Consider the following 25,365-nt stretch of genomic DNA (forward strand, 5'->3'; position numbering starts at 1 on the left):
GGCCGAAGGATCAAAGGCGGCCCGCCTCCACGATCCGCCGCAGGAAACGCCGGGTGCGCTCCTGCCGCGGGTCCTCGAAGACCTGCTCGGCGGTGCCCCGCTCCAGCACGACACCTCCGTCCAGAAAACAGACCTGGTCGGCCACGTCCCGGGCGAAGCCCATCTCGTGCGTCGCGAGCACCATCGTCATCCCGTCGTCCTTCAGGTCCCGGACCACGGTGAGCACCTCGCCCACCAGTTCGGGATCGAGGGCCGCGGTGATCTCGTCGAGCAGCAGCAGCCGTGGACGCACCGCCAGGGCGCGAACGATCGCCACGCGCTGTTGCTGGCCGCCGCTCAGCCGGTCCGGGTACGCCCGCGCCTTGTCGCCCAGACCGAGCCGCTCCAGCAGCTCTCCGGCGCGCTCCTCCGCCTCCGCGCGCGACACCCCGTGCACCCGGCGTGGCGCGAGCGTGATGTTGTCCAGCACCGTCATATGCGGAAAGAGGTTGTACGCCTGGAAGACCACGCCGATCCGGCGCCGTACCGCGTCCTGGTCGACCCGGGGGTCGGTGATCTCCTCGCCGTCCAGCCAGATCGCCCCGTCGTCGATCTCCTCCAAGAGGTTGGCGCAGCGCAGCAGCGTGGACTTGCCGGAGCCGGAGGTGCCGATCAGCGCCGTCACGGTGTGCGGGGCGACCTCCAGGTCCACGTCCCGCAGGACGACCGAGCCGCCGAAGGTCTTGCGGACGGACTCCATCCGCAGCACGGGGGAGCCGTCCGTCGGCGATGTGCTCATATCGTGCCTCCCTGGGTCCGCTGCCGGTCCATCCGGGCCGTCACCCAGTCCGTGAAGCGGGTCATCGGAATGGTCAGCGCGACGAAGAGCAGTCCCGCGACGATGTACGGCGTGTAGTTCAGGCTGCGGCCCACGATGATGTCCGCGGCCCGCACGGCGTCCACCGCGCCGCCGATGGAGACGAGACCGGTGTCCTTCTGGAGCGACACGAGATCGTTGAGCAGCGGCGGTACCTGGCGGCGCACGGCCTGCGGCAGCACCACGTGGCGCAGCGCCTGCCGGTTGGTGAGACCGAGCGAGCGGGCGGCGGCCCGCTGCGAGGGGTGCACGGACTCGATGCCGGCGCGGAACACCTCGGCGACGTACGCCGAATACGTCAGTGTCAGCGCCGTACCGCCCAGCAGGACCGGGTCGACCGTCACGCCTTGGAGGCGCAGCGCAGGGACGCCGAGCACCACGATCATCAGATTGATGATCAGCGGCAGCCCGCGGAAGAAATCGGTGTACGCGGCGGCCAGTACCCGCAACGGGAAGAACACCGGGCCGCGCAGCGTACGCGCGACGGCGATCAGCATGCCGAGGACCAGGACGGCGACGCCGCAGACGAGCAGCAGCCGGACGTTCAGCCACAGCCCTTCGAGGACCTTGGGGAACGCCTCGCGCGCGTACTGCCCGTCGAAGAACGTCTCCTTGGTGCGCGGCCAGCCGGGCGCGTTGACGACGATCAGATACAGGACGGCACCCGTGGCCAGCGTCGACAGTGCCGCGACGGCCGTGGCGCGCCGCGCCCGGACCCGCTTGTGGCGCTCACGGTCGAGCCGCCGCTGTGAAGGGACGTAGGCGTTGGCGGCGGCATCCGTGCCGCCACCGGAGCGGTCGTCGTCCGCGTCCTCCCGGCCGGACCGGTCGTTCGGGACGGTCACTTGAGCACCGGTGCGTCGACCGCGTCGGACAGCCACTGCGTCTCGATCGCGGCGAGCGTGCCGTTCTCGCGCAGCACGTCGACGGCCTGGGTCACGCACGGGGTCAGCGCGCTGCCCTTGTCGAGGGCAAGGCCGAACTGCTCGGGCGTATCGCCCTGGTTCTCGAACTGGCCGACAATCTCGGCATTCGTGATCTCGGCGGCCGTGATGTAGAAGGCGGTCGGCAGGTCGGTGACGACGGCGTCGACCTGACCGTTCTTCAGCGCGGACTTGGCCTGGTCGTTCTTGGCGTACACGGCCGGTTCCTGCTTCGGCCGCACCACGTCGGTGATGTAGTCGAGGCTGGTGGATCCCACCTGGGCGCCCAGCTTCAGGCCCTTCAGACCGGCGATGCCGGTCGCCTTCGCGGCCGTCGAGCCCTTGAGCGCGACGACGGCCTGGCGCACGTCGTAGTAGCCGGAGGAGAAGTCCACGGCCTTGGTGCGCTCGGCGCTGATGGACACCTGGTTGATGTCGAAGTCGAAGGTCTTCGCCCCGGGCGCGAATGCCTTGTTGAAGGGAACCCTCTGCCAGACGACGGCATTGCGGTCGTAGCCGAGTTGCCGCGCCACCGCGTAGGCGACCGCCGACTCGAAGCCCTTCCCGTTGGCGGGCTCGTCGTCCTTGAACCACGGCTCGTAGGCGGGTTCGTCCGTCGCGACGGTCAGTTTGCCGGGTTTCTCGGTGTCCAACTCGCCCTTGGCGCAGGCGGCTCCGGAAGAACCGGACGGCGTGGTGGCCGCCTCGCCCTCCGGCTGCGGGGCGCAGCCGACGGCGGTGACCAGCAGGGCTGAAGCGGCGGCGACGGCGCCGTACAGTGCACGAGGGGCAAGGTACATGGCGGGAGAGTGGCAGCGAACGGCACGTTTGTCGAGGTCATGACGGTCATTGTCCGCATGCTGGGAACGGGTGTTGCCGACGTGTGAACGCCGCCCGTGACCGTCAGCCGCCGCCTGGACGTCCGAGGCCCGGACGTCCGTCTCCTGGGCGCCCGCGGCCTGGGCCGCCGGCCGAGGGCGGGATGGAAGTGGCCGACGGCCCGTACCGCTCAGGAGCCGTCATCCTGCGCGGGGCTGCTTCCAGTTGACCGCGCATCGGCGCGCTTCGGGAGCGCGCAAAGGGAGTCGGTGTGTGTGAAGGGTTCACACGGGGCGCGCGCTGCGAATTCACGCGGGGCGTGCGTGCCGGATGCGCGCCGGATGCGGAGCCGGGGATCGCGCGCTGTGCGCTTGCGGCAGGCGCGTGCGCGGGGCATGCACAGCGTCGAGTCCGCGCCGGTCGCACGCCTCCGCCGCTTCCCGGTATCTTCCCCGCGCCCGCGCCCGCGCCTCCGCCGGTCCAGGGCCCACCGATTCCGGTCGTTCCTGGGGCTGGATTTCCGTCATCCCGCCGGGCGGGTCACCACCCGCGCGCGTGCCACTCCGGAAGATGCGGCCGTTCCGCACCCAGCGTGGTGTCGTTGCCATGGCCCGGGTAGACCCAGGTCTCGTCCGGCAGCACGTCGAAGATCTTCGTCTCGACGTCGTGGATCAGACTGGCGAACGCCGCGGGGTCCTTGCGCGTGTTGCCCACACCGCCCGGGAAGAGGCAGTCCCCGGTGAAGACGTGCGGGTGACCATGCGGGTCGTCGTAGACCAGCGCGATCGAACCCGGCGTGTGCCCCACCAGATGGCGCGCGGTCAACTTGACCTGCCCCACCCGGACGACATCGCCGTCGTCGACCAGGACGTCGGTCGGTACCGGGATGCCGGAGGCGTCCTCGCGCCCCGCGAACGTCCGCGCGCCCGTGGCCGTCACGACCCGGCCGAGGGCCTGCCAGTGGTCGCCGTGCTGGTGCGTGGTGACGACGGAGGCGATGCCGTCGTCACCGATCATGCCGAGCAGCGTCTCCGCGTCGTTGGCGGCGTCGATCAGCAACTGCTCGTCCGTGGCCCGGCAGCGCAGCAGATAGGCGTTGTTGTCCATCGGCCCGACCGCGATCTTGGTGATCATCAGGTCCTTGAGCTCGTGCACGTCCGCCGGTCCGCCGACCGTCACCTCTCCCCTGTACGTCATGGCCGTCACCCTATAGCGGGGAGGCGGCCCGAGAACCCCGCCCGGCCTACAGCGGAGGCAGCGCGGGCAGCGAGCCGCCCTCGGCCCTCAGCGCGGCGCCGTCGCGCCGTCCGGCGAGCCAGCCGAGCAGGTCGGCGGCCGGACCTTCGACGGCGACCGGACCGCCCTCGGCGCCGCCGCCGGTGGTCCAGGCCCGGCCCTCACCGTCGCCGATGCGCGTGGTGGGCACCTCCGGGTGACCACGGAAGCGCTCTGTCAGGAAGTCGATCTCGCGGGCCGTGAACTCCATCGGAACGTCTTCCAGCTCGTACCCGATCCCGAGGTCCACATGGTGCAGCTCGACCTCGGCCCAGCGCCGGAACGGCACCCGGGACGCCGAGTCGACGACCCCGTTGCGCAGCTCCACCGTCCGCGACCAGTCCGCGGGCACGGCAGCCGCGTCCTGGAAGCGGGAGGCGCTCTTGCCGAAATCGGCGAGCTGGGCGTCGAGGGGACGCGGGGCGTCGCGCTCGATGTCGGCGTCACGGGCCTCGGCGGAGACGTACATGGGCCGCCCCTCCAGCACGTTCACGAGCGCGTCCGCGTTGCGGGCGAGATGGGCCAGGATGTGGCCACGGGTCCAGCCGGGCAGCCGTGACGACTCGGCCACGGCCGCGTTGTCAAGAGCGGCGACTGCGGTGAGGAGCCGTTCGGACGCGGTACGTACAGACGCCAGGTCGTAGACGTGATCAGTCATGAGACCGACCCTAGCCCGGCCACTCCTTCGGGTGAAGGTTGTGAGCTGGTACCGCAAATCGAATGTGCGTGCTATATCGTCGGGAGCGGCGTCGGGCATGCTGGATGGCCGGGGATTGTTATGCAACCTGGGATCCGACCGGCGTTGTCAGTGGCTCCCCCTAGTCTGAAGAAGCACGGGGGTTCCGGCCCCTGTCACTTCTCTGAAGAAAGGTGCGGACCGGCGTGGCCGACCGTCTCATCGTCCGTGGCGCGCGCGAGCACAACCTGAAGAATGTCTCGCTCGACCTGCCGCGCGACTCGCTCATCGTCTTCACGGGCCTGTCGGGGTCGGGCAAGTCCTCGCTGGCCTTCGACACCATTTTCGCCGAGGGGCAGCGGCGCTACGTGGAGTCGCTGTCTTCTTACGCCCGGCAGTTCCTCGGGCAGATGGACAAGCCGGATGTCGACTTCATCGAGGGCCTCTCCCCGGCGGTCTCGATCGACCAGAAGTCGACCTCGCGCAACCCCCGCTCCACGGTCGGCACCATCACCGAGGTCTACGACTACCTGCGGCTGCTCTTCGCGCGCATCGGCAAGCCGCACTGCCCCGAGTGCGGCCGCCCCATCTCGCGCCAGTCGCCCCAGGCCATCGTCGACAAGGTCCTGGAACTGCCGGAGGGGAGCCGCTTCCAGGTGCTCTCGCCCCTGGTGCGCGAGCGCAAGGGGGAGTTCGTCGACCTCTTCGCCGATCTCCAGACCAAGGGCTACAGCCGCGCCCGCGTGGACGGCGAGACCATCCAGCTCTCCGACCCGCCGGTGCTGAAGAAGCAGGAGAAGCACACCATCGAGGTGGTCGTCGACCGCCTGACGGTGAAGGACTCCGCCAAGCGCCGCCTCACCGACTCCGTGGAGACCGCCCTCGGCCTGGCCGGCGGCATGGTCGTGCTCGACTTCGTCGACCTCCCCGAGGACGACCCGGAGCGCGAGCGCATGTACTCGGAGCACCTGTACTGCCCCTACGACGACCTGTCCTTCGAGGAACTGGAGCCCCGCTCCTTCTCCTTCAACTCGCCCTTCGGCGCCTGCCCCGAATGCACCGGCATCGGCACGCGCATGGAGGTCGATCCGGAGCTGATCGTCCCGGACGAGGACAAGTCCCTCGACGAGGGCGCCATTCACCCCTGGTCGCACGGGCACACCAAGGACTACTTCGGCCGCCTGGTCGGCGCCCTGGCGGACGCACTGGGGTTCCGCACCGACATCCCCTTCGCCGGCCTCCCGCAGCGCGCGCGCAAGGCCCTGCTGTACGGCCACAAGACGCAGATCGAGGTGCGCTACCGCAACCGCTACGGGCGCGAGCGCGTGTACACCACGCCCTTCGAAGGGGCCGTCCCCTTCGTCAAGCGCCGGCACAGCGAGGCCGAGAGCGACGCGAGCCGGGAGCGCTTCGAGGGCTACATGCGCGAGGTGCCCTGCCCCACCTGTGAGGGCACGCGCCTCAAGCCGATCGTCCTCGCGGTCACGATCATGGGGAAGTCGATCGCCGAGGTCTCCGCGATGTCGATCAGCGACTGCGCGGACTTCCTGGGCGAGCTGACGCTGAACGCCCGCGACAAGAAGATCGCCGAGCGGGTGCTGAAGGAGGTCAACGAACGGCTGCGATTCCTGGTCGACGTCGGCCTGGACTACCTTTCGCTGAACCGCGCCGCGGGCACGCTCTCCGGCGGCGAGGCCCAGCGCATCCGCCTGGCCACCCAGATCGGCTCCGGACTGGTCGGCGTCCTGTACGTCCTCGACGAACCGTCGATCGGCCTGCACCAGCGTGACAACCACCGGCTGATCGAGACCCTGGTCCGGCTGCGCGACATGGGCAACACGCTCATCGTCGTCGAGCACGACGAGGACACCATCAAGGTCGCCGACTGGGTCGTAGACATCGGTCCCGGCGCGGGCGAGCACGGCGGCAAGGTCGTGCACAGCGGCTCCCTGAAGGAACTGCTCGCCAACGACGAGTCGCAGACCGGTCAGTACCTGGCGGGCAAGAAGTCCATCCCGCTGCCCGATGTCCGGCGTCCGCAGGACCCGTCCCGCCGGCTCACGGTGCACGGCGCCCGGGAGAACAACCTCCAGGACATCGACGTGTCCTTCCCGCTGGGCGTGTTCACGGCCGTCACGGGCGTGTCCGGCTCTGGCAAGTCGACCCTGGTCAACGACATCCTCTACACCCACCTGGCCCGTGAGCTGAACGGTGCGCGCAACGTGCCGGGCCGGCACACGCGCGTGGACGGCGACGACCTCGTCGACAAGGTCGTACACGTCGACCAGTCACCCATCGGCCGGACCCCGCGGTCCAACCCGGCGACCTACACCGGCGTCTTCGACCACGTCCGCAAGTTGTTCGCCGAGACGACCGAGGCGAAGGTCCGCGGTTACCAGCCCGGCCGCTTCTCCTTCAACGTCAAGGGCGGCCGTTGCGAGAACTGCGCGGGCGACGGCACGATCAAGATCGAGATGAACTTCCTCCCGGACGTGTACGTGCCGTGCGAGGTCTGCCACGGTGCCAGGTACAACCGGGAGACCCTGGAGGTCCACTACAAGGGCAAGTCCATCGCCGAGGTCCTGAACATGCCGATCGAGGAGGCCCTCGACTTCTTCGAGGCCGTCCCCGCGATCGCCCGCCATCTCAGGACCCTGCACGACGTCGGCCTCGGCTACGTCCGGCTGGGCCAGTCCGCGACCACCCTGTCCGGCGGTGAGGCGCAGCGTGTCAAGCTCGCCAGCGAACTCCAGCGCCGCTCCACCGGACGCACGGTCTATGTCCTGGACGAACCGACCACCGGTCTGCACTTCGAGGACATCAGCAAGCTGCTCAAGGTCCTCTCCGGTCTGGTCGAGAAGGGCAACACGGTCATCGTCATCGAGCACAACCTCGACGTGATCAAGACCGCTGACTGGGTCGTCGACATGGGCCCGGAGGGCGGTGCCGGCGGCGGACTCGTCGTCGCCGAAGGCACACCGGAAGCGGTCGCCGGGGTGCCCACGAGCCACACCGGCAAGTTCCTGCGCGAGATCCTCGGCGCGGACCGCATCAGCGACGCGGCCCCGCTTCCGGCACCGCGGCGGGCCGCGGCCAAGAAGACCGTGGCGGCCAAATCGACCGCGAAGAAGACGGCCATGGCCAGGACGGCGAAGACCGCCAACAACACGGCGACGAAGAAGGCCGCCGGAGTCACCAAGAAAGCGGCTCCCGCGAAGAAGGCGACCCGGACGCACAAGGAATGAGCATGCGTCCGGCCGCCGTCGTCCAGGTGACGGCCAGTTCCTGACAAGTCCTCAAAAAGTGGTGCCCCGCGGGAACTTCCCGCGGGGCACCACTCGTTCCATCAACAACCAGCCTGGCCCTGCGGCTTCACCGGTGCCATGAACCTCGGGCCCAGCCGATCCTTGACAACAACACCGAGACAACAGCCCTCAATGACGCGCAGCCGCTGCCCCTGCCTCCGCCGCGCTCTACAGCTCCCCCAGTTCGGCGGCGTACGGCGGCTCCGCCCCCGCACGCGAGCACGTGATCGCCGCCGCACGTGCCGCCAACCGCAGCAGCCGTGTCCAGCCGTCCGCCCCCAGACCGGCAAGCCCCTCGGGAGAGAGGGCGTCCCACGCGGACAGGCCGTGCAGCAGGGCGGCGTTCACCGTGTCGCCGGCACCGATCGTGTCGACGACGTCGACCTTCTCACCCGGCACGGAGTACTCCGAGCCGTCCCGGGTGAAGGCGGTCAGCCCGTCGCCGCCCCGGGTGACCACCACGGCCGACGGTCCGGCGGCCAGCCACTCCTGCGGGCCGCCGCCCAGCCACCCGGCGTCCTCCTCCGAGAGCTTCAACAGCGTCACGTAGGGCAGCCAGCTCCGGAAGCGGACCCGGTAGGCGTCCGGGTCCGGGATCAGGCCGGTGCGGATGTTCGGGTCGAGCGTGGTGAACAGTCCCTGCCCGGAAGCGGACCGCATCAGCTCCTCATAGGCGCTCGCCCCCGGTTCCAGGACGAGCGAGCAGGTACCGAAGGACACGGCGCGTGCCGCGGTCGGGAGGGCGGTCGGGGCCACGAAGAAGCGGTCGGCGGTGCCCTCGACATAGAAGGAATAGGAGGCCGATCCGCTTCCGTCGACGGTGGCGACCGCAAGCGTTGTCGGCTCCGTGCCGCGCTGTACGCCCGAGACCTCCACACCGGCCCCGCGCAGCCCGTCGAGCAGAGCCTCGCCGAACGCGTCGTACGAGGCGCGGGAGCAGAAGGCGGCCGGGGAGCCGAGGCGGCCGAGGGCCACGGCCGTGTTGTAGGGGCCGCCGCCGAGCGCCGGCTTCAGGTCCGCCAGGGCACCCGAGCCCTGCGGTACCAGGTCGATCAGGGCCTCACCGGCGACGACGATCACGAGACGCTTCCTTTCCGAGAGTGCTCGGGGTAATCCGGTTGCTGGGATGGCTGTGGTTGCTGAGGGGGCTCCAGCGGCCACGGCCACGTGGAGGGCTCCGGGCAGCCGCACGACGTACGGTGCACGACGGCGCAGGGGAGCCGGATCGTCCGCGCGGGGCGGTCCGGTGTGGCCAGACGGTCCAGCAGCACCCGGACGGCCTGTGCACCGATCTCCCTGCTGGGCTGAGCGACCGCGGTGAGCCGGGGCGAGAACAGGTCGGCCCAGACGAAGTCGTCGAAGCAGCACAGGGCGATGTCGTCCGGCACCCGCAGGCCGCGGGCGCGCAGGGTCTGCAGGGCGCCGATGGTCATCGCGTTGTTGGCGGTGACCAGTGCCGTGGGCGGAGCGGCGAGAGCCAGTAGCGCCGCCGTCGCGCGCTCGGCGCCGGCCGACTCGGAGTTGCCGTGCGCCACGAGGCGTGCGTCATGGGGCAGACCGGCCGTGGCGAGGCCGTGCCGGTAGCCGGTGATCCGGTCGCCGGTGGTGCTGAGCCCGGGCAGCCCGGCGACCAGGCCGATCCGGCGATGACCGAGCCCGGCCAGATGGGCGACGACCTGGGCCATGGGCTCGGCGCCTTCGGCGCAGACCTGGTCGAAGGGCGGCGGGTCGACGGAGGACCCGTCGAGATGTTCGTCCACCAGCCGGTCCAGGAAGACGGTGGGTACGGCGTGCCGGCCCAGGTAGGCGACGAGGTCGCGCGGCTCGGCGGACGGGGCGACGATCACGCCGTCCACGCGGCGCTCATGAAGCAACCGGACGGCCTTGAGTTCGTGCTGTGGGTCGTCGTGGGGGTCGGCGATCAGCAGGCTGTAGCCCTCCGCCAGGGCACCGGCTTCGACACCCTGCAGGATCTCCGTGAAATAGGGGTTGCTGATCGCCGACACCGCGATCCCGATGGAGCGGGTCCGGGAGGTCACCAGCGAGCGGGCGAGCGTGTTGGGCGTGTAGCCGAGCAGGTCGATCGCGTCCAGCACCGCTTGACGGGTGTGCGGCAGCACCGGGCGCGTGCCGTTCAGGACGTGGGAGACGGTCGCCACGGAGACTCCGGCGCTCCGTGCCACATCGGCCATCGTGGGCATCGCGCTTCCTCCCCGGCACCGTGGCGGACCCTCTGGCGGGAAGGTATCTCAATTGGGCGGTGCGCGTAAACGCTTGCGTAAGCGTTTACGTGGGTGCATCATCGGCTGTCGGCTGTCGGCTGTCGGCTGTCGGCTGTCGGCTGTCGGCTGTCGGCTGTCGGCTGTCGGCTGTCGGCTGTCGGCTGTCGTCCCGGGTCCCGGGGTCCCGTCACCCGGAGTGCGGCCCCGGGGGCTCCCGACGGATAGGGTCACTCCCGCACCACCCTCTGATCCAGTGGAGATCCCCATGCCCGACCGACCCTCCGCGAGCCGACGTACCGTCCTTCGAGGAGCAGCCGCCCTTCCGGCCGCCGGGCTCGGGCTCGCCGCCTGTTCGGTCTCCGGCGCCGGGACGACGGACGCGGCGCCCACCGCGCCGGTCGAACTCGGTGCCGAAAGCGAGGTCGCCGAGGGTGGCGCTCGGCTGTACCGGGATCACAACGTCGTGGTCAGCAAGGACGCACAGGGGACGTTCAAGGCCCACAGCACGATCTGTACGCATGCGCAGTGCCCCATCAACAAGCTGGAGGGGACGAAATTGATCTGCCCCTGCCACGGGAGCGAGTTCGACGCCCTGACGGGCAAGGTGCTGCATTCCCCGGCCACCGAGCCGCTTCCCGAACTGCCGGTGAAGGTGTCCGGCGGCAAGCTCATCGCAGGGCCCGGCGCCTGATCAAGGGACCGGGCGGCCGGGTCGGGACGGCCGGCTCATTCCCAGTCCCAGCTGATCCCGACGATGCCCGGCCGTGTCCGGGGCTCGACCAGGTGCACCGAGTGGTGCACCCCGCTGAGCGACAAGTCCTGCCGTCCGCTGCGCGGCGCCGCGGCGGAGTGCTGGGTGAAGCGGTGGCACTGGGCCGGGAGCGCGCCCGCGTCGAACCGCACCTGGAGAGCGTACTGGCCGCCGGGAAAGGCGAAATCGCCCGTGTACTCGTGCGAGGTCCCGGCGGTGCCGTCCTCGACGCCGTACCGGAAAAGGAAGGTGTCACCAGAACGCAACCGGGTGCCGAAGAGCAGTTCGGCGACCAGGACGCCGGTCTCCTGGTCCCGACGGACGCGTCCCGTCCGGCAGTTCTCCAGGGCGTGCACCGTCATCCGGTCAGGTACGCAGCCCGGGTCGCCGTGGTGTACGGCCACGAACCGGTCGACCCCGTCCTGGTGCGCCCGCACGATGTGGTGCGACTCGCGGGCAGCCAGTTCTCGGCGTGCGCCGACCCGGACCCGGTCGTGGTGGCCCAGGGCCTGCAGCCCACCGTCGAGGGTCCAGCCCAGCTCGCCCCGGAGGCGGTCAAGGACGCCGGATGCCTCGATCTGGGAGCGGTACGAGCGGGCTGCGGGGCGCCCGGTGGCCGAACCGTCGTCGGTCTCGGCGAGCAGCCGGATCAAAGACTCCTCAGGCAGTTTGAGTATCTCCTCCAGCGCGCGCACGGCCCGTAGCGACTCCGGGCGCTGGGGGCGTCGGGCGCCCTGTTGCCAGTAACTCAGGCTCGTCACACCGACCTTGACCCCGTGCCGCGACAGGTGGTGCTGGACGCGCTGGAGCGGCAGGCCGCGGGCGGCGATCGCGGCGCGCAGCGCAACATGGAAGGGGCCGCCCCGCAGGGCCGTGTCCAGTTCTTCGCTGGCGAGGTCCGCGTGCTGTGTGCCGTGCAGCATGCACAGGGGCCTTTCTGTGAAGGTTCGCTACGGCTGGTCAGACCGTTCACGTGGGTCTTCAGGGTCTTCGGGGTGGTCACCGGGGCGGGCCCCAGGGCGCTCGTGTATCCGTACGCCGTCGTTCACGCCCCCGAGTTCCACCGCATTGAAGCGTGTTGACCAATCCCCGACAACCACTTGGCGACACCTCGGCGTCGGCGTGGGGGCAATCGCGGCCCTCGGACGGTGGCCCGGGCTGCGCGCACGTCTCGTGTGGGCGGCGGCCCTGATCGCGCGTCGTCCCGTTCGAATGGCGGTGCTGGGCGCACGCCGTCCGAGTGCAAGGATCACCGGAGGCGGAGGCGGGGACAGAAGGCAGGGACCGGGGACCGGGGACCGGAGTCACGGGGGTCTGGGCTCTGGTGTGCGGGTTCCCCTGGAATGGCGAGACGGCGCCGACGGGCGACGACGCGGTCGGGGCTCCGTGGTGCCGGATCCCCGCGATCGACCTCCGTACGTGACTGACGAGTCGCGAGGGCGTTCGCCGCCCCCGGCCCCCGGCCCCCGGCCCCCGGCCCCCGGCCCCCGGCCCCCGGCCCCCGGCCCCCGGCCGGCGGCGCCGCGTGGGCGGATGGTGGGGCCGCCCGACGCGGAGGGGTGCCCGGAGGCGTGTGGGCGCGGCCCCGCGGCAGAGCATGCTCGTCGATCAGAGACGGGCCCGGGTGGTGGGACGAGCGTGGGCCCGGGCGTCGGGAGGACCGGCAGCTCGGCTTTGCGTCCGCGGGCGGGACGCGGCGGTGCGACACGTACCCCGTCGGGCCACCGTGCCCCTCACCGGAGTCCTGCGGATCGCCCGTGGGCCGACCGCCACGTGCCGAAGACGGGTTTCCGGGCGGGCCGGGGGCAGCCGGACAGGGGCGGAGCGGCGTTGTCCACAGCCTGGCCGGGCTGTCACCGCTCGACAGTAGGGTGTGAGACATGGCCGACCCTTCCAGCTACCGTCCCAAGCCGGGAGAGATTCCGGACTCTCCCGGGGTGTACAGGTTCCGAGACGAGCACCGCCGGGTGATCTACGTCGGAAAGGCCAAGAGCCTGCGCCAGCGCCTGGCGAACTACTTCCAGGACCTGGCGAACCTTCACCCGCGCACCCGGACGATGGTGACCACGGCCGCGTCCGTGGAGTGGACCGTCGTGTCCACGGAGGTCGAGGCGCTGCAGCTGGAGTACTCCTGGATCAAGGAGTACGACCCCCGGTTCAACGTCAAGTACCGCGACGACAAGAGCTACCCCTACCTCGCGGTGACGATGAACGAGGAGTTCCCGCGGGTCCAGGTGATGCGCGGTCACAAGAAGAAGGGCGTGCGGTACTTCGGGCCGTACGGGCACGCCTGGGCCATCCGCGACACGGTCGACCTGCTGCTGCGGGTCTTCCCGGTGCGTACCTGCTCGGCCGGTGTCTTCAAGAACGCCGCCCGCACCGGGCGCCCCTGTCTGCTCGGCTACATCGGCAAGTGCTCCGCCCCCTGCGTCGGCCGGATCGACGCTGAGGACCACCGGGAACTGGCGGAGGATTTCTGCGACTTCATGGCCGGCCGCACGGGCACGTACCTGCGCCGCCTGGAGAAGCAGATGATGGCGGCGGCCGAGGAGATGGAGTACGAGCGGGCCGCCCGGCTACGTGACGACATAGAGGCCCTGAAGAAGGCCATGGAGAAGAACGCGGTCGTGCTCGCCGACGCGACCGACGCCGACCTGATCGCCGTCGCCGAGGACGAGTTGGAGGCGGCTCTGCAGATCTTCCACGTCCGCGGCGGGCGGGTGCGCGGCCAGCGCGGCTGGGTGACCGACAAGGTCGAGGAGGTCACCACCGCGGCCCTCGTCGAACACGCCCTCCAGCAGCTCTACGGCGAGGAACGGGGGGACGCCGTGCCCAAGGAGGTTCTGGTCCCCGCGCTGCCGGAGCCGGTCGAACCGGTGCAGCAGTGGCTGGCCGAGCGCCGCGGGTCCAACGTCTCCCTGCGCATCCCGCAGCGCGGCGACAAGAAGGCGCTGATGGAGACGGTGCAGCGCAACGCCCAGCAGGCGCTCGCCCTGCACAAGACCAAACGCGCCTCCGACCTCACCACGCGCTCGCGCGCCCTGGAGGAGATCGCCGACGCCCTCGACCTGGACAGCGCCCCCCTCAGGATCGAGTGCTACGACATCTCGCACCTCCAGGGTGACGACGTGGTGGCCTCCATGGTCGTCTTCGAGGACGGACTCCAGCGCAAGAGCGAGTACCGGCGCTTCCAGATCAAGGGCTTCGAGGGCCAGGACGACGTCCGCTCCATGCACGAGGTGATCACCCGGCGCTTCAAGCGCTACCTCGCCGACAAGGAGAAGACCGGCGAATGGGTGGACGAGGACGGGGAGGGCGGCCTCAAGGACGAGGACGGACGCCCCAGGAAGTTCGCCTATCCGCCGCAGCTCGTCGTCGTCGACGGCGGCCCCCCGCAGGTCGCGGCTGCCAAACGGGCCCTGGACGAGCTGGGTATCGACGACATCGCCGTCGCCGGCCTCGCCAAACGCCTGGAGGAGGTCTGGCTCCCGGACGACCAGGACCCGGTGGTCCTGCCCCGGACCAGCGAGGGCCTCTATCTGCTCCAGCGCGTCCGTGACGAGGCCCACCGCTTTGCCATCACCTACCAGCGCACCAAGCGCGCCAAGCGGTTCCGCGCGAGCCCCCTGGACGACGTGCCGGGCCTCGGCGAGACCCGCAAACAGGCGTTGATCAAGCATTTCGGCTCGGTGAAGAAGCTGCGGTCCGCCACAATCGACCAGATCCAGGAGGTGCCGGGCATCGGCCGGAAGACCGCCGAGACCATTGCCGCGGCATTCGCCCGGGCGGCCCCGCCCGTACCCGCCGTGAACACGGCGACAGGAGAGATCATTGATGACGAGGAACCCGATACGACGGGGGGTTCCTCGGGGGAGCCCGTGACCGCGGGCGCCCCGGACGAACGACGGGGGCAGGAGAGATGACCGAGCACGACGCACAGCACGCAGACGAACGAGATCAGACGCACAACCAAGAGGGCGAGCATCAGCCGCGGCAGGCGGTCCAGGAAAGCGAAGCTGCAGTGAGTACGGACATCACGTCGGCCGGGGTCCCCGAGTCGGCCATCCCCGAGCTGGTGATCATCTCCGGCATGTCCGGAGCGGGCCGGTCGACGGCCGCGAAATGCCTGGAGGACCTCGGCTGGTTCGTCGTCGACAACCTCCCACCCGCCCTGATCCCCACCATGGTGGAGCTCGGCGCCCGCTCCCAGGGCAACGTGGCCCGGATCGCGGTCGTCGTCGACGTACGCGGCCGTCGATTCTTCGACAACCTGCGTGAATCTCTCGCCGACCTCGACACCCGGGGCGTCACCCGGCGCATCGTCTTCCTGGAGTCCTCCGACGAGGCCCTGGTGCGCCGCTTCGAGTCGGTGCGCCGCCCGCATCCCCTCCAGGGCGACGGCCGCATCGTCGACGGCATCGCCGCCGAGCGCGAACTGCTGCGCGAGCTGCGCGGCGACGCCGATCTGGTGATCGACACCTCCAGCCTCAACGTGCACGAACTGCGCGCCAAGATGGACGCCCAGTTCGCCGGTGAGGAGGAGCCCGAGCTGCGGGCCACCGTGATGTCCTTCGGGTTCAAGTACGGCCTTCCGGTCGACGCCGACCTGGTCGCGGACATGCGCTTCCTGCCCAACCCGCACTGGGTACCGGAGCTGCGTCCGTACAGCGGGCTCAACGAGGAGGTCGCCGCGTACGTCTTCAACCAGCCCGGCGCCAAGGAGTTCCTCGACCGGTACGCCGAACTGCTCCGCCTCATCGCGGCCGGCTACCGCCGCGAGGGCAAGCGCTATGTGACCATCGCCATCGGCTGCACGGGCGGCAAGCACCGCTCGGTGGCCATGTCGGAGAAGCTCGCCGCACGGCTCGCGGCCGAGGGCGTGGAGACGGTCGTCGTGCACCGGGACATGGGCAGGGAATGACACCACGGACTCCGCGGCTGAGCAGGCTGCGTCTGGCGGTCCCCGAGACACGCGCGGGCCGCCCCGCCGAGGCCCGTGGCGCCCGCCCGCGGCGCCGGGGCGCCCAGCCCAAGGTGGTCGCCCTCGGCGGCGGCATGGGACTGTCCGCCTCGCTCGCCGCACTGCGCCGGATCACCGGCGACCTCACGGCCGTCGTGACGGTGGCCGACGACGGCGGCTCCAGTGGGCGGCTGCGCGACGAGTTGGGGGTGCTGCCGCCCGGCGACCTGCGCAAGGCGCTGGCCGCGCTGTGCGGGGACGACGACTGGGGCCAGACCTGGGCCCGGGTCATCCAGCACCGCTTCCACTCCCAGGGCGACCTGCACGACCACGCGGTCGGCAACCTGCTGATCGTCGCCCTGTGGGAGCAGCTCGGTGATCATGTCCAGGCGCTGGACCTGGTCGGCAAACTGCTCGGCGCGCACGGCCGGGTGCTGCCCATGTCCGCCGTGCCACTGGAACTCCAGGCCCTGGTCAAGGGCCATGACCCGGCCCGGCCGGAGGACGTCGACACGGTGCGCGGGCAGGCGACGGTGGCGCTCACCCCCGGCGAGGTGCAGTCGGTGCACGTCGTGCCGAACGACCCGCCCGCCGTGCCCGAGGCCGTCGCGGCGGTCCTGGACGCGGACTGGGTGGTGCTGGGTCCCGGCTCCTGGTTCTCCTCGGTCATCCCGCACCTGCTCGTGCCCGAACTGCTGGACGCCCTGACGAAGACCAAGGCGCGCCGGGTCCTGTCCCTGAACCTCGCCCCGCAGCCGGGAGAAACAGAGGGCTTCTCCCCGCAGCGTCATTTGGAGGTTTTGGGGCGACACGCCCCTAAACTCGCCCTGGACGTGGTGCTGGCCGACGAGGCCGCCGTGCCCGACCGGGACTCGCTCACCGAGGCCGCGAAGCGGCTCGGAGCCGCGGTCGAGCTGGCGCCGGTGGCCCGGACCGACGGCTCTCCCCGGCATGACCCGGAGCTGTTGGCCGCCGCGTACGACCGTATTTTTCGGATGCATGGAAGGATCGGCCCATGGCGATGACGGCAGCGGTGAAGGACGAGATCTCCCGGCTTCCCGTCACCCGGACCTGCTGCAGAAAGGCGGAGGTCTCCGCAATTCTGCGGTTCGCCGGCGGCCTTCACCTGGTGAGCGGGCGCATCGTGATCGAGGCGGAGCTGGACACCGCGATGGCGGCCCGGCGGCTCAAGCGGGACATCCTGGAGATCTTCGGCCACAGCTCCGAGCTGATCGTGATGGCGCCGGGCGGGCTGCGTCGCGGGTCGCGTTACGTCGTACGGGTGGTCGCCGGCGGTGACCAGCTGGCACGGCAGACGGGCCTCGTCGACGGCCGGGGCCGTCCGATCCGGGGCCTGCCCCCGCAGGTGGTCTCGGGGGCCACCTGCGATGCGGAGGCGGCCTGGCGCGGTGCCTTCCTGGCGCACGGCTCGCTGACCGAGCCCGGCCGGTCCTCCTCCCTGGAGGTGACCTGCCCCGGCCCGGAGGCAGCGCTCGCCCTGGTCGGCGCCGCCCGTCGGCTCTCGATCGCGGCGAAGGCCCGCGAGGTGCGCGGTGTGGACCGCGTGGTGGTGCGCGACGGCGATGCCATCGGCGCCCTGCTCACCCGCCTCGGCGCCCACGAGTCCGTGCTGGCCTGGGAGGAACGGCGGATGCGCCGCGAGGTCCGTGCCACGGCCAACCGGCTCGCCAACTTCGACGACGCCAATCTGCGGCGCTCGGCGCGGGCTGCCGTCGCCGCGGGTGCCCGGGTCCAACGGGCCCTGGAGATCCTCGGCGACGAGGTTCCGGAGCATCTCGCCGCCGCCGGCCGCCTGCGCATGGAGCACAAGCAGGCGTCCCTGGAGGAACTGGGCGCGCTCGCCGACCCGCCGCTGACCAAGGACGCCGTGGCCGGCCGGATCCGCCGCCTGCTCGCCATGGCCGACAAGCGCGCCGCCGACCTGGGCATCCCGGGCACCGAGGCCAATCTGACCGAGGAGATGGCGGACAACCTGGTGGGGTGACCGGTCCGGTTCGGCACCACCGCCACCGCCTCCGCCACCTGCTTCGCGGGTGGCACAGGCACGCGCGCCGATCCCGCCGAGAGGAAGGCGGACAACCCGGCGCGTCGACCGGTCGGCTCTCCCGTGGCCGAAGTCCGCGCGAGGCGCGGTCACTGGCCACCGGCGACTCGCGGCCGCTCTGTGCGGGACGCGGCCGCAGCGGGCCGCCCGTACGGGACGCACGGCTCCTCGACGCGACCACCCGTCAGGCGGGCGTGCCCGCTGTCGCGTCGGCCAGGCGCCGAACCGGGCGAGCGGCTGTCAGAACCGTACGCATCACAGGCCGGCGCAACGCGTGACCTCGCGCCGAACACCACACCGCAGCCGATGACTCATGCCCGCCACCACCCCGCCCCCTCGCCACCACCCGCCCCAACTACCGGTCACCGCCCACACTTTCGAACAGCCTGCCCGACGGCCCGCAACCCCGGCCCGCATAACTCGTATCGGTGAAATCGGCGAAATCAGTGAAAAAGATGAAATCGGTGGCGTGGTGTCCCGGCCCGTCAGTGAGCGCGTCCGGTCGGTCGCGAAACGGGCGAGGCACGGAGCAGGCGCGCGCGAGGTGGGAGTGAGCGGGGGTGGGACGCAGGCGCGGTGCGGGCGGTCCGTACCTCTACTGGCGGGTACGGACCACCGTGTCGTGTAGGGGGCGGCTCGATGCCACGGCTGGGGCCTCGGGGGGGTAGGGTCGGGGGTGGTCGGGGACATCCCATACAGCTCGCCGGCAAACGAAGGCCGGCGTACCAACGAGGAGATCGGTTCGTGACGATCCGCGTAGGCATCAACGGCTTTGGCCGCATCGGTCGTAACTACTTCCGCGCGCTGCTGGAGCAGGGTGCAGACATCGAGATCGTGGCTGTCAACGACCTGGGTGACACCGCGACCACCGCTCACCTGCTGAAGTACGACACCATCCTGGGTCGCCTCAAGCAGGAGGTCACCCACACCGCCGACACGATCACCGTCGACGGCCACACCATCAAGGTGCTCTCCGAGCGCGACCCCGCGAACATCCCGTGGGGCGAGCTGGGCGTCGACGTCGTCATCGAGTCGACCGGTATCTTCACCAAGCGCGAGGACGCGGCCAAGCACCTCGCGGGCGGCGCCAAGAAGGTCATCATCTCGGCTCCGGCCAAGGATGAGGACATCACCATCGTGATGGGCGTCAACCAGGAGAAGTACGACGCCGCCAACCACCACGTCATCTCCAACGCCTCCTGTACCACCAACTGTGTGGCGCCGATGGCGAAGGTCCTGGACGAGAACTTCGGTATCGTCAAGGGCCTGATGACGACGGTGCACGCGTACACGAACGACCAGCGCATCCTGGACTTCCCGCACAAGGACCTGCGCCGCGCCCGTGCCGCCGCGGAGAACATCATCCCGACCACCACCGGTGCCGCCAAGGCCACCGCCCTGGTGCTGCCGCAGCTCAAGGGCAAGCTGGACGGCATCGCGATGCGCGTTCCGGTCCCGACCGGCTCCGTCACCGACCTGGTCGTCGAGCTGGGCCGCGAGGTCACCAAGGAAGAGGTCAACGCCGCCTTCCAGAAGGCCGCCGAGGGCGAGCTGAAGGGTCTCCTCGACTACACCGAGGACCAGATCGTCTCCTCCGACATCGTCAACGCCCCGGCGTCCTGCACCTTCGACTCCTCCCTGACCATGGTCCAGGAGGGCAAGAACGTGAAGATCATCGGCTGGTACGACAACGAGTGGGGCTACTCCAACCGCCTCGTGGACCTGACGGTCTTCGTCGGCGGCCAGCTCTGATCGGCCACCGCAGGCACCTGATGCGATGAAACAGGGCTCGGGCAGCGCGCCGCCGCGCTGCCCGAGCCCTGACGCGCGTCCAGGCCGAACCCGGCCGACCTGCGAAGCAACAGCCCTCGCAGGATCAAGAGCCTCCTCAGGAGCCCCACTCATGAAGACCATCGACGAACTTCTCAGCGCGGGTGTGGACGGCAAGCGGGTCTTCGTCCGCGCCGACCTCAACGTCCCGCTCGCGGACGGCGTCATCACCGACGACGGCCGTATCCGTGCCGTCCTGCCCACGATCCAGGCCCTCGCCGAGGCGGGTGCCAAGGTGGTCGTCGCCTCCCACCTGGGCCGTCCCAAGGGCGCCCCGGACCCCGCCTTCTCGCTGCTGCCCGCCGCCGAGCGGCTCGGTGAACTCCTCGGCGCGCCGGTCGCGTTCGCCCAGGACACCACCGGCCCCGCCGCCCACGGCGCCGTCGACGGGCTGCAGCCCGGCCAGGTCGCGGTCATCGAGAACCTGCGCTTCAACCCCGGCGAGACGTCCAAGGACGACACCGAGCGCGGCGAGTTCGCTGACCGGCTGGCCGCCCTCGCGGACGTCTACGTCGGCGACGGCTTCGGCGCCGTGCACCGCAAGCACGCGTCCGTCTTCGACCTGCCGGCCCGGCTGCCGCACTACGCCGGATACCTCATCGCCACCGAGGTCGGCGTCCTGAAGAAGCTCACCGAGGACGTCAAGCGCCCCTACGCCGTCGCGCTGGGCGGCGCGAAGGTCTCCGACAAGCTCGCCGTCATCGACGAACTGCTCGGCAAGGCCGACCGCCTCCTCATCGGCGGCGGCATGGCCTACACCTTCCTGAAGGCGAAGGGCTACGAGATCGGCAGCTCGCTCGTCCAGGAGGGCCAGATCCCGGCGGTCGCCGAGTACCTGGAGCGCGCCGAGAAGCTGGGCGTCGAGCTGGTGCTCCCGGTCGACGTCGTGGTCGCCCCCGCGTTCCCGGACCTGAAGGCCAAGGCGGCCACCGAGCACTCCGTGGTCGACGCGGACAAGATCCCCGCCGGACAGATGGGCCTGGACATCGGCCCGCGGTCCGGCGACCTGTACGCCGCGAAGCTCGCCGACGCCGCGACCGTCTTCTGGAACGGTCCCATGGGTGTCTTCGAGCACCCCGACTACGCCGAGGGCACCAGGGCGGTCGCCCAGGCCCTCGTCGACTCGGACGGCTTCACCGTCGTCGGCGGCGGAGACTCCGCCGCAGCCGTGCGTACGCTCGGCTTCGACGAGACCGCATTCGGCCACATCTCGACCGGTGGCGGCGCCTCCCTCGAATACCTTGAGGGCAAGACGCTCCCCGGCCTCGCCGCACTGGAGGACTGACCAAGCATGAGCACGCGCACGCCGCTGATGGCGGGCAACTGGAAGATGAACCTCAACCACCTTGAGGCCATCGCACACGTCCAGAAACTCGCCTTCGCCCTGGCCGACAAGGACTACGAGGCCGTCGAGGTCGCCGTCCTGCCGCCCTTCACCGACCTGCGCTCCGTACAGACCCTGGTCGACGGCGACAAGCTCAAGATCAAGTACGGTGCCCAGGACGTCTCGGCGCACGACTCGGGCGCCTACACCGGTGAGATCTCCGGACCGATGCTGGCCAAGCTGAAGTGCACGTATGTGGTCATCGGCCACTCCGAGCGGCGCCAGTACCACCGGGAGACCGACGAGCAGGTCAACGCCAAGGCCAAGGCCGCATTCAAGCACGGCCTGACCCCGATCCTGTGCGTCGGCGAGGAACTGGACGTCCGCGAGGCGGGCAACCACGTCGCGCACACCCTCGCCCAGGTCGAGGGCGGTCTGAAGGACCTCACGGCCGAGCAGGTCGAGACCATCGTGATCGCCTACGAGCCGGTGTGGGCCATCGGCACGGGCAAGGTCTGCGGTGCCGCGGACGCCCAGGAGGTCTGCGCCGCCGTCCGCGCCAAGATCGCCGAGCTGTACTCGCAGGACCTGGCCGACAAGGTACGCGTCCAGTACGGCGGCTCCGTGAAGTCGGGCAACGTCGCCGAGATCATGGCGCAGGCCGACATCGACGGTGCGCTGGTGGGCGGCGCTTCGCTGGACGCCGACGAATTCGTCAAGATCATCCGTTTCCGCGACCAGTGAGCCACGGGGGGCGCCGCGCCGGTGCGGCGCGCCCCCGAGGCGACCTGGCAGAACCGTGAGTAGGCGGCAGCCGGGATCCGTCGTACCCTTGCGGGGGCCGGCAGGTGTCTGCCGGCCCCCGTCGTCCATCCGAATCCGAGGAAGTTGGTCCAGCCGTGGTTTTGGGGTTCTCGATCGCCCTGATCGTCTTCAGCCTGCTGCTGATGCTGCTGGTGCTGATGCACAAGGGGAAGGGCGGCGGCCTCTCCGACATGTTCGGTGGCGGCATGCAGTCGTCCGTCGGCGGCTCGTCGGTTGCCGAACGCAACCTTGACCGGATCACCCTGGTGATCGGTCTGCTGTGGTTCGCGTGCATCGTCGTCCTCGGCATCGTCATGAAGACGAGCTGAGTGACGCGATACGTGGCAAACGTGAAGCCCCATGGTCGGTACGCGCCCCGGAGCGCGGCCTATCATGGGGCTTGCGTCTGGTTGAGGGGGACGGTAACTCCAATCACCGGACGCGCGTTGGGCCTTACGTAGACTGTGGCGCTCGCAGCGAAGCGGAACGCCGACTCGCTTCGCGGCACCATCACGCAGGGAGTTACGACCGTGGCAAGTGGCAACGCGATCCGAGGAAGCCGGGTCGGGGCGGGGCCGATGGGCGAGGCCGAGCGGGGCGAATCCGCCCCGCGTCTGCGCATCTCCTTCTGGTGCTCCAACGGGCACGAGACGCAGCCCAGCTTCGCCAGTGACGCGCAGGTACCCGAAACCTGGGACTGCCCGCGTTGCGGATTCCCGGCCGGGCAGGACCAGGACAACCCGCCGGACCCGCCGCGCACCGAACCGTACAAGACGCACCTCGCGTACGTGCGGGAGCGGCGCAGCGACGCGGACGGTGAGGCGATCCTCGCCGAGGCGCTCGCCAAACTGCGCGGCGAAATCTAGGAGTTGCGGACCGGCCGGACGCCCTCGGGCGTCCGGCCGGAGCTGTTTCGCACCTCCGCCGCCCGGCGACCGCGGGCCGATTGTCAGTGGTGCCCCCTACGGTGTTCTCATCGGCGCATCGTGAGGGGGGAACAGTGGCGACGGTCGAGGCGGCGGGCAGGATCACGCCCGCATGGCGCGGAGGGTTCGGACGGCTGTGGACGGCCGCGGTGGTCTCCCGGTTCGGGGACGCCCTGCGGACCTCCGCGCTGCCCTTGCTCGCCGTGCGCCTCACCGACGACCCCCTCGTCATCGCCTCCGTGACCGCCTGCGGCTACGTTCCGTGGCTGCTGTTCGGACTGCTGGGCGGCGCCGTGGCGGACCGGGTGGACCAGCGGCGGGCGATGTGGGCCGTGGACACGGTACGAGGTCTGCTCGTCGCCGCCTTCGCGCTCGCCGTGGGGCTCGGCCACGCCTCGGTCCCGCTGCTGCTCGTGCTCGCCTTCGCGCTCACCACGCTCCAGACACTGTTCGACAACGCCGCCACGGCCCTGCTGCCGTCCCTGGTGGAGCGCGGAGCGCTGGGCGGTGCCAATGCCCGGCTGATGACCGGACAGCAGATCGCGGGCGGGCTGCTGGCGGGCCCGTTCGTGCCACTGCTGCTGGTGGCCGGGGTCTTCGTGCCGTTCACGGCCGACGCGGGCACGTTCCTGGTGGCCGCGGCCCTCGTGGCGTCGCTGCGGATCCGGCCGCCCCGGCGGGAGCCTCGCCCGGCCGGGAGCACGCTGCGCGCGGAGATCGGCGCGGGGCTGCGCGTGCTGTGGCGGGACCCGGCCCTGCGGGCGACCTGTGTGGCCACGCTGCTGTGCAACATCGGCATGGGCGCCCTGATCGCCACCCTGGTGCTGCACGTGACGCGCTGGCTGCACGCGGGCAGCGGGGGATACGCAGCCGCGATGACGGCCTACTCGGTCGGCAGCATCACCGGCGGCTTCCTCGCCCAGCGCGTCGCGCGGCGCACCGGACGAGCGGGGGCCCTGCTCGTCGCGGGCGGCGTCCAGACGGCCTCCCTCCTGCTCATCGGGTCCGTGCGGCACCTGGCCGCGCTCCTCGTCGGCATGGCGCTGCTCGGCGCCATGACCATGCTGTGGAACGTCAACCAGGTCACACTGATGCAGCAACGCAGCCCCGAGTCGATGACCGGCCGCATCGCCGCCGCGTTCCGTACCGCCTCGACCTCCGGCGCACCGCTCGGCGCCCTCCTCGGGGGCATCGCGGCCGAGGTGCTCGGCCTCAATGGCCCCGCCCTGTGCGCCGCCGTCCTCTTCGCCTTCGCCGTCATCTCGCTGATACCGGTGCGCACGGCGGACCTGCCCGTTGCCGTACCGGACGACGGCGCCGCGGCAGGTCACGCCAGACCCTGATCAATTAGGTTGGGACCGGCGGCGGGGCAAGCCGCACGCAGCAGGGACTGGCAGGAAGAAGGCTGAAGTCGGATATGAACGCAGACGGCCGTACCAGGCTCAACCAGACGCCCGAGTGGACCGCCCTGGCCGAGCATCGTGAGCAGCTCGGTGACACCCACCTGCGTGAGCTGTTCGCGGCGGACCCGGAACGGGCCCAGCGGTATGTCGTACGCGTCGGTGACCTGTACATCGACTATTCGAAGCATCTGGTCACCGATGAGACGCTGGCGCTGCTGCGGGAGCTGGCGGTGGCGACGGATGTGTTCGGGCTGCGGGACGCCATGTTCCGTGGTGAGAAGATCAACGTGACCGAGGACCGGGCCGTGCTGCACACCGCGCTGCGGGCTCCGCGGGACGCGGTGGTCGAGGTCGACGGTGAGAACGTGGTCCCGGGTGTGCACGCGGTGCTCGACCGGATGGCCGGCTTCGCCGGGCGGGTGCGGTCCGGGGAGTGGACCGGGCACACCGGCAGGCGCATCAGGAACATCGTCAACATCGGGATCGGCGGCTCCGACCTGGGCCCGGCGATGGCCTACGAGGTGCTGCGCAGCTTCACCGACCGTGATCTCACCGTGCGGTTCGTGTCGAACGTGGACGGTGCGGACCTGCACGAGGCCGTCCGTGACCTGGACCCGGCGCAGACCCTGTTCATCGTCGCGTCGAAGACGTTCACCACGATCGAGACGATCACCAACGCGACCTCGGCCCGCAACTGGCTGCTGGCGGGCCTCGGGGGCGATGAGAAAGCGGTCGCGCGGCATTTCGTGGCGCTCTCCACGAACACCCGGAAGGTCGCGGAGTTCGGTATCGACCCGGAGAACATGTTCGAGTTCTGGGACTGGGTCGGTGGCCGGTACTCCTTCGACTCGGCGATCGGCCTGTCCCTGATGATCGCCATCGGTCCGGACCGGTTCCGGGAGATGCTGGCGGGTTTCCGGCTGGTCGACGAGCATTTCCGTACCGCGCCGGCGGAGGCCAACGCGCCGCTGCTGCTGGGTCTGCTGGGCATCTGGTACGGCAATTTCTTCGACGCGCAGTCGCACGCTGTGCTGCCCTACAGCCATTATCTGTCCAGGTTCACCGCGTATCTCCAGCAGCTGGACATGGAGTCCAACGGCAAGTCCGTGGACCGTGCGGGCAATCCGGTGGAGTGGCAGACCGGGCCGGTGGTGTGGGGCACGCCGGGCACCAACGGGCAGCATGCCTACTACCAGCTCATCCATCAGGGCACCAAGCTGATCCCG

21 protein-coding genes are annotated in these 25,365 nt (G+C 70.4%); 13 read left to right on the top strand and 8 right to left on the bottom strand.

Translation table 11 applies throughout. The annotated features are described in order from the left end of the window. Window positions 1–10 precede the first annotated feature (10 nt). The 5 genes from ACFY2B_RS24515 to ACFY2B_RS24535 form a co-directional block, all read right to left on the bottom strand. Window positions 11–778 (bottom strand): amino acid ABC transporter ATP-binding protein, encoded by a 768-nt coding sequence (locus ACFY2B_RS24515; protein ID WP_390765210.1) that lies wholly within the window; start codon window positions 776–778, stop codon window positions 11–13. Further along, window positions 775–1,701, bottom strand: a complete 927-nt coding sequence (locus tag ACFY2B_RS24520) for an amino acid ABC transporter permease (RefSeq protein ID WP_390765211.1) — start codon at window positions 1,699–1,701, stop codon at window positions 775–777. The genes ACFY2B_RS24515 and ACFY2B_RS24520 overlap by 4 nt, the downstream gene beginning before the upstream one ends. Continuing rightward, the gene (locus ACFY2B_RS24525; RefSeq protein ID WP_390765212.1) at window positions 1,698–2,579 is read right to left on the bottom strand and encodes an ABC transporter substrate-binding protein; all 882 of its coding nucleotides are present in this window, start codon (window positions 2,577–2,579) and stop codon (window positions 1,698–1,700) included. Before ACFY2B_RS24525 ends, ACFY2B_RS24520 begins: the two co-directional genes overlap by 4 nt. Window positions 2,580–3,138: 559 nt before the next feature. Then, window positions 3,139–3,795, bottom strand: coding sequence for an MBL fold metallo-hydrolase (locus ACFY2B_RS24530; protein ID WP_390765213.1), 657 nt, complete (start codon window positions 3,793–3,795; stop codon window positions 3,139–3,141). Window positions 3,796–3,841: 46 nt separating this feature from the next. After that, window positions 3,842–4,531, bottom strand: a complete 690-nt coding sequence (locus ACFY2B_RS24535) for a maleylpyruvate isomerase family mycothiol-dependent enzyme (protein WP_390765214.1) — start codon at window positions 4,529–4,531, stop codon at window positions 3,842–3,844. Window positions 4,532–4,755: 224 nt separating this feature from the next. Between ACFY2B_RS24535 and uvrA the strand changes: the two genes are divergently transcribed. Continuing rightward, window positions 4,756–7,794 carry an excinuclease ABC subunit UvrA gene (gene uvrA / locus ACFY2B_RS24540; protein WP_390765215.1) on the top strand — a complete coding sequence of 1,013 codons (3,039 nt, stop codon included), beginning with the start codon at window positions 4,756–4,758 and terminating at the stop codon, window positions 7,792–7,794. Window positions 7,795–8,022: 228 nt separating this feature from the next. On the opposite strand, the gene ACFY2B_RS24545 is transcribed toward uvrA, so the two are convergent. Then, window positions 8,023–8,934 carry a carbohydrate kinase gene (locus ACFY2B_RS24545; RefSeq protein WP_390765216.1) on the bottom strand — a complete coding sequence of 304 codons (912 nt, stop codon included), beginning with the start codon at window positions 8,932–8,934 and terminating at the stop codon, window positions 8,023–8,025. Then, window positions 8,931–10,055, bottom strand: coding sequence for a LacI family DNA-binding transcriptional regulator (locus ACFY2B_RS24550; RefSeq protein WP_390765217.1), 1,125 nt, complete (start codon window positions 10,053–10,055; stop codon window positions 8,931–8,933). The genes ACFY2B_RS24545 and ACFY2B_RS24550 overlap by 4 nt, the downstream gene beginning before the upstream one ends. Window positions 10,056–10,341: 286 nt before the next feature. Between ACFY2B_RS24550 and ACFY2B_RS24555 the strand changes: the two genes are divergently transcribed. Next, window positions 10,342–10,767: a Rieske (2Fe-2S) protein gene (locus tag ACFY2B_RS24555; protein ID WP_390765218.1), complete on the top strand. Its 426-nt coding sequence runs from the start codon at window positions 10,342–10,344 to the stop codon at window positions 10,765–10,767. A gap of 35 nt (window positions 10,768–10,802) precedes the next feature. On the opposite strand, the gene ACFY2B_RS24560 is transcribed toward ACFY2B_RS24555, so the two are convergent. After that, window positions 10,803–11,750: a hypothetical protein gene (locus tag ACFY2B_RS24560; protein WP_390765219.1), complete on the bottom strand. Its 948-nt coding sequence runs from the start codon at window positions 11,748–11,750 to the stop codon at window positions 10,803–10,805. 957 nt (window positions 11,751–12,707) lie between these two features. Between ACFY2B_RS24560 and uvrC the strand changes: the two genes are divergently transcribed. The 11 genes from uvrC to pgi all read left to right on the top strand — a co-directional run. Further along, entirely contained in the window at window positions 12,708–14,750 is a 2,043-nt protein-coding gene (gene uvrC, locus ACFY2B_RS24565) for an excinuclease ABC subunit UvrC (RefSeq protein ID WP_390765220.1), read from the top strand. Next, window positions 14,747–15,748, top strand: coding sequence for an RNase adapter RapZ (rapZ, locus tag ACFY2B_RS24570; protein ID WP_390765221.1), 1,002 nt, complete (start codon window positions 14,747–14,749; stop codon window positions 15,746–15,748). Before uvrC ends, rapZ begins: the two co-directional genes overlap by 4 nt. Next, window positions 15,745–16,812 carry a uridine diphosphate-N-acetylglucosamine-binding protein YvcK gene (yvcK, locus tag ACFY2B_RS24575; protein ID WP_390765222.1) on the top strand — a complete coding sequence of 356 codons (1,068 nt, stop codon included), beginning with the start codon at window positions 15,745–15,747 and terminating at the stop codon, window positions 16,810–16,812. Before rapZ ends, yvcK begins: the two co-directional genes overlap by 4 nt. Then, complete coding sequence (gene whiA / locus ACFY2B_RS24580; RefSeq protein ID WP_376532369.1) at window positions 16,803–17,792, top strand: DNA-binding protein WhiA; 990 nt, start codon at window positions 16,803–16,805, stop codon at window positions 17,790–17,792. Before yvcK ends, whiA begins: the two co-directional genes overlap by 10 nt. Before the next feature lie 804 nt (window positions 17,793–18,596). Further along, window positions 18,597–19,604: a type I glyceraldehyde-3-phosphate dehydrogenase gene (gene gap, locus ACFY2B_RS24585; RefSeq protein ID WP_376532367.1), complete on the top strand. Its 1,008-nt coding sequence runs from the start codon at window positions 18,597–18,599 to the stop codon at window positions 19,602–19,604. 151 nt (window positions 19,605–19,755) lie between these two features. Further along, complete coding sequence (locus ACFY2B_RS24590) at window positions 19,756–20,967, top strand: phosphoglycerate kinase (RefSeq protein WP_390765223.1); 1,212 nt, start codon at window positions 19,756–19,758, stop codon at window positions 20,965–20,967. 6 nt (window positions 20,968–20,973) lie between these two features. Further along, the gene (gene tpiA, locus ACFY2B_RS24595) at window positions 20,974–21,750 is read left to right on the top strand and encodes a triose-phosphate isomerase (RefSeq protein WP_390765224.1); all 777 of its coding nucleotides are present in this window, start codon (window positions 20,974–20,976) and stop codon (window positions 21,748–21,750) included. A 155-nt stretch (window positions 21,751–21,905) separates the two neighbouring features. After that, window positions 21,906–22,139 carry a preprotein translocase subunit SecG gene (gene secG, locus ACFY2B_RS24600; RefSeq protein WP_376532361.1) on the top strand — a complete coding sequence of 78 codons (234 nt, stop codon included), beginning with the start codon at window positions 21,906–21,908 and terminating at the stop codon, window positions 22,137–22,139. A gap of 201 nt (window positions 22,140–22,340) precedes the next feature. Then, complete coding sequence (locus tag ACFY2B_RS24605) at window positions 22,341–22,676, top strand: RNA polymerase-binding protein RbpA (RefSeq protein ID WP_079060169.1); 336 nt, start codon at window positions 22,341–22,343, stop codon at window positions 22,674–22,676. Window positions 22,677–22,810: 134 nt separating this feature from the next. After that, window positions 22,811–24,079 (top strand): MFS transporter, encoded by a 1,269-nt coding sequence (locus ACFY2B_RS24610; RefSeq protein WP_390765225.1) that lies wholly within the window; start codon window positions 22,811–22,813, stop codon window positions 24,077–24,079. A 74-nt stretch (window positions 24,080–24,153) separates the two neighbouring features. Beyond that, window positions 24,154–25,365 (top strand): glucose-6-phosphate isomerase (gene pgi / locus ACFY2B_RS24615; protein ID WP_390765226.1); only part of this gene is annotated, 1,212 nt, incomplete at its 3' end.

It is taken from the genome of Streptomyces sp. NPDC001270 (assembly GCF_042896695.1).
In the GTDB taxonomy this organism is placed as follows: Bacteria; Actinomycetota; Actinomycetes; order Streptomycetales; family Streptomycetaceae; genus Streptomyces.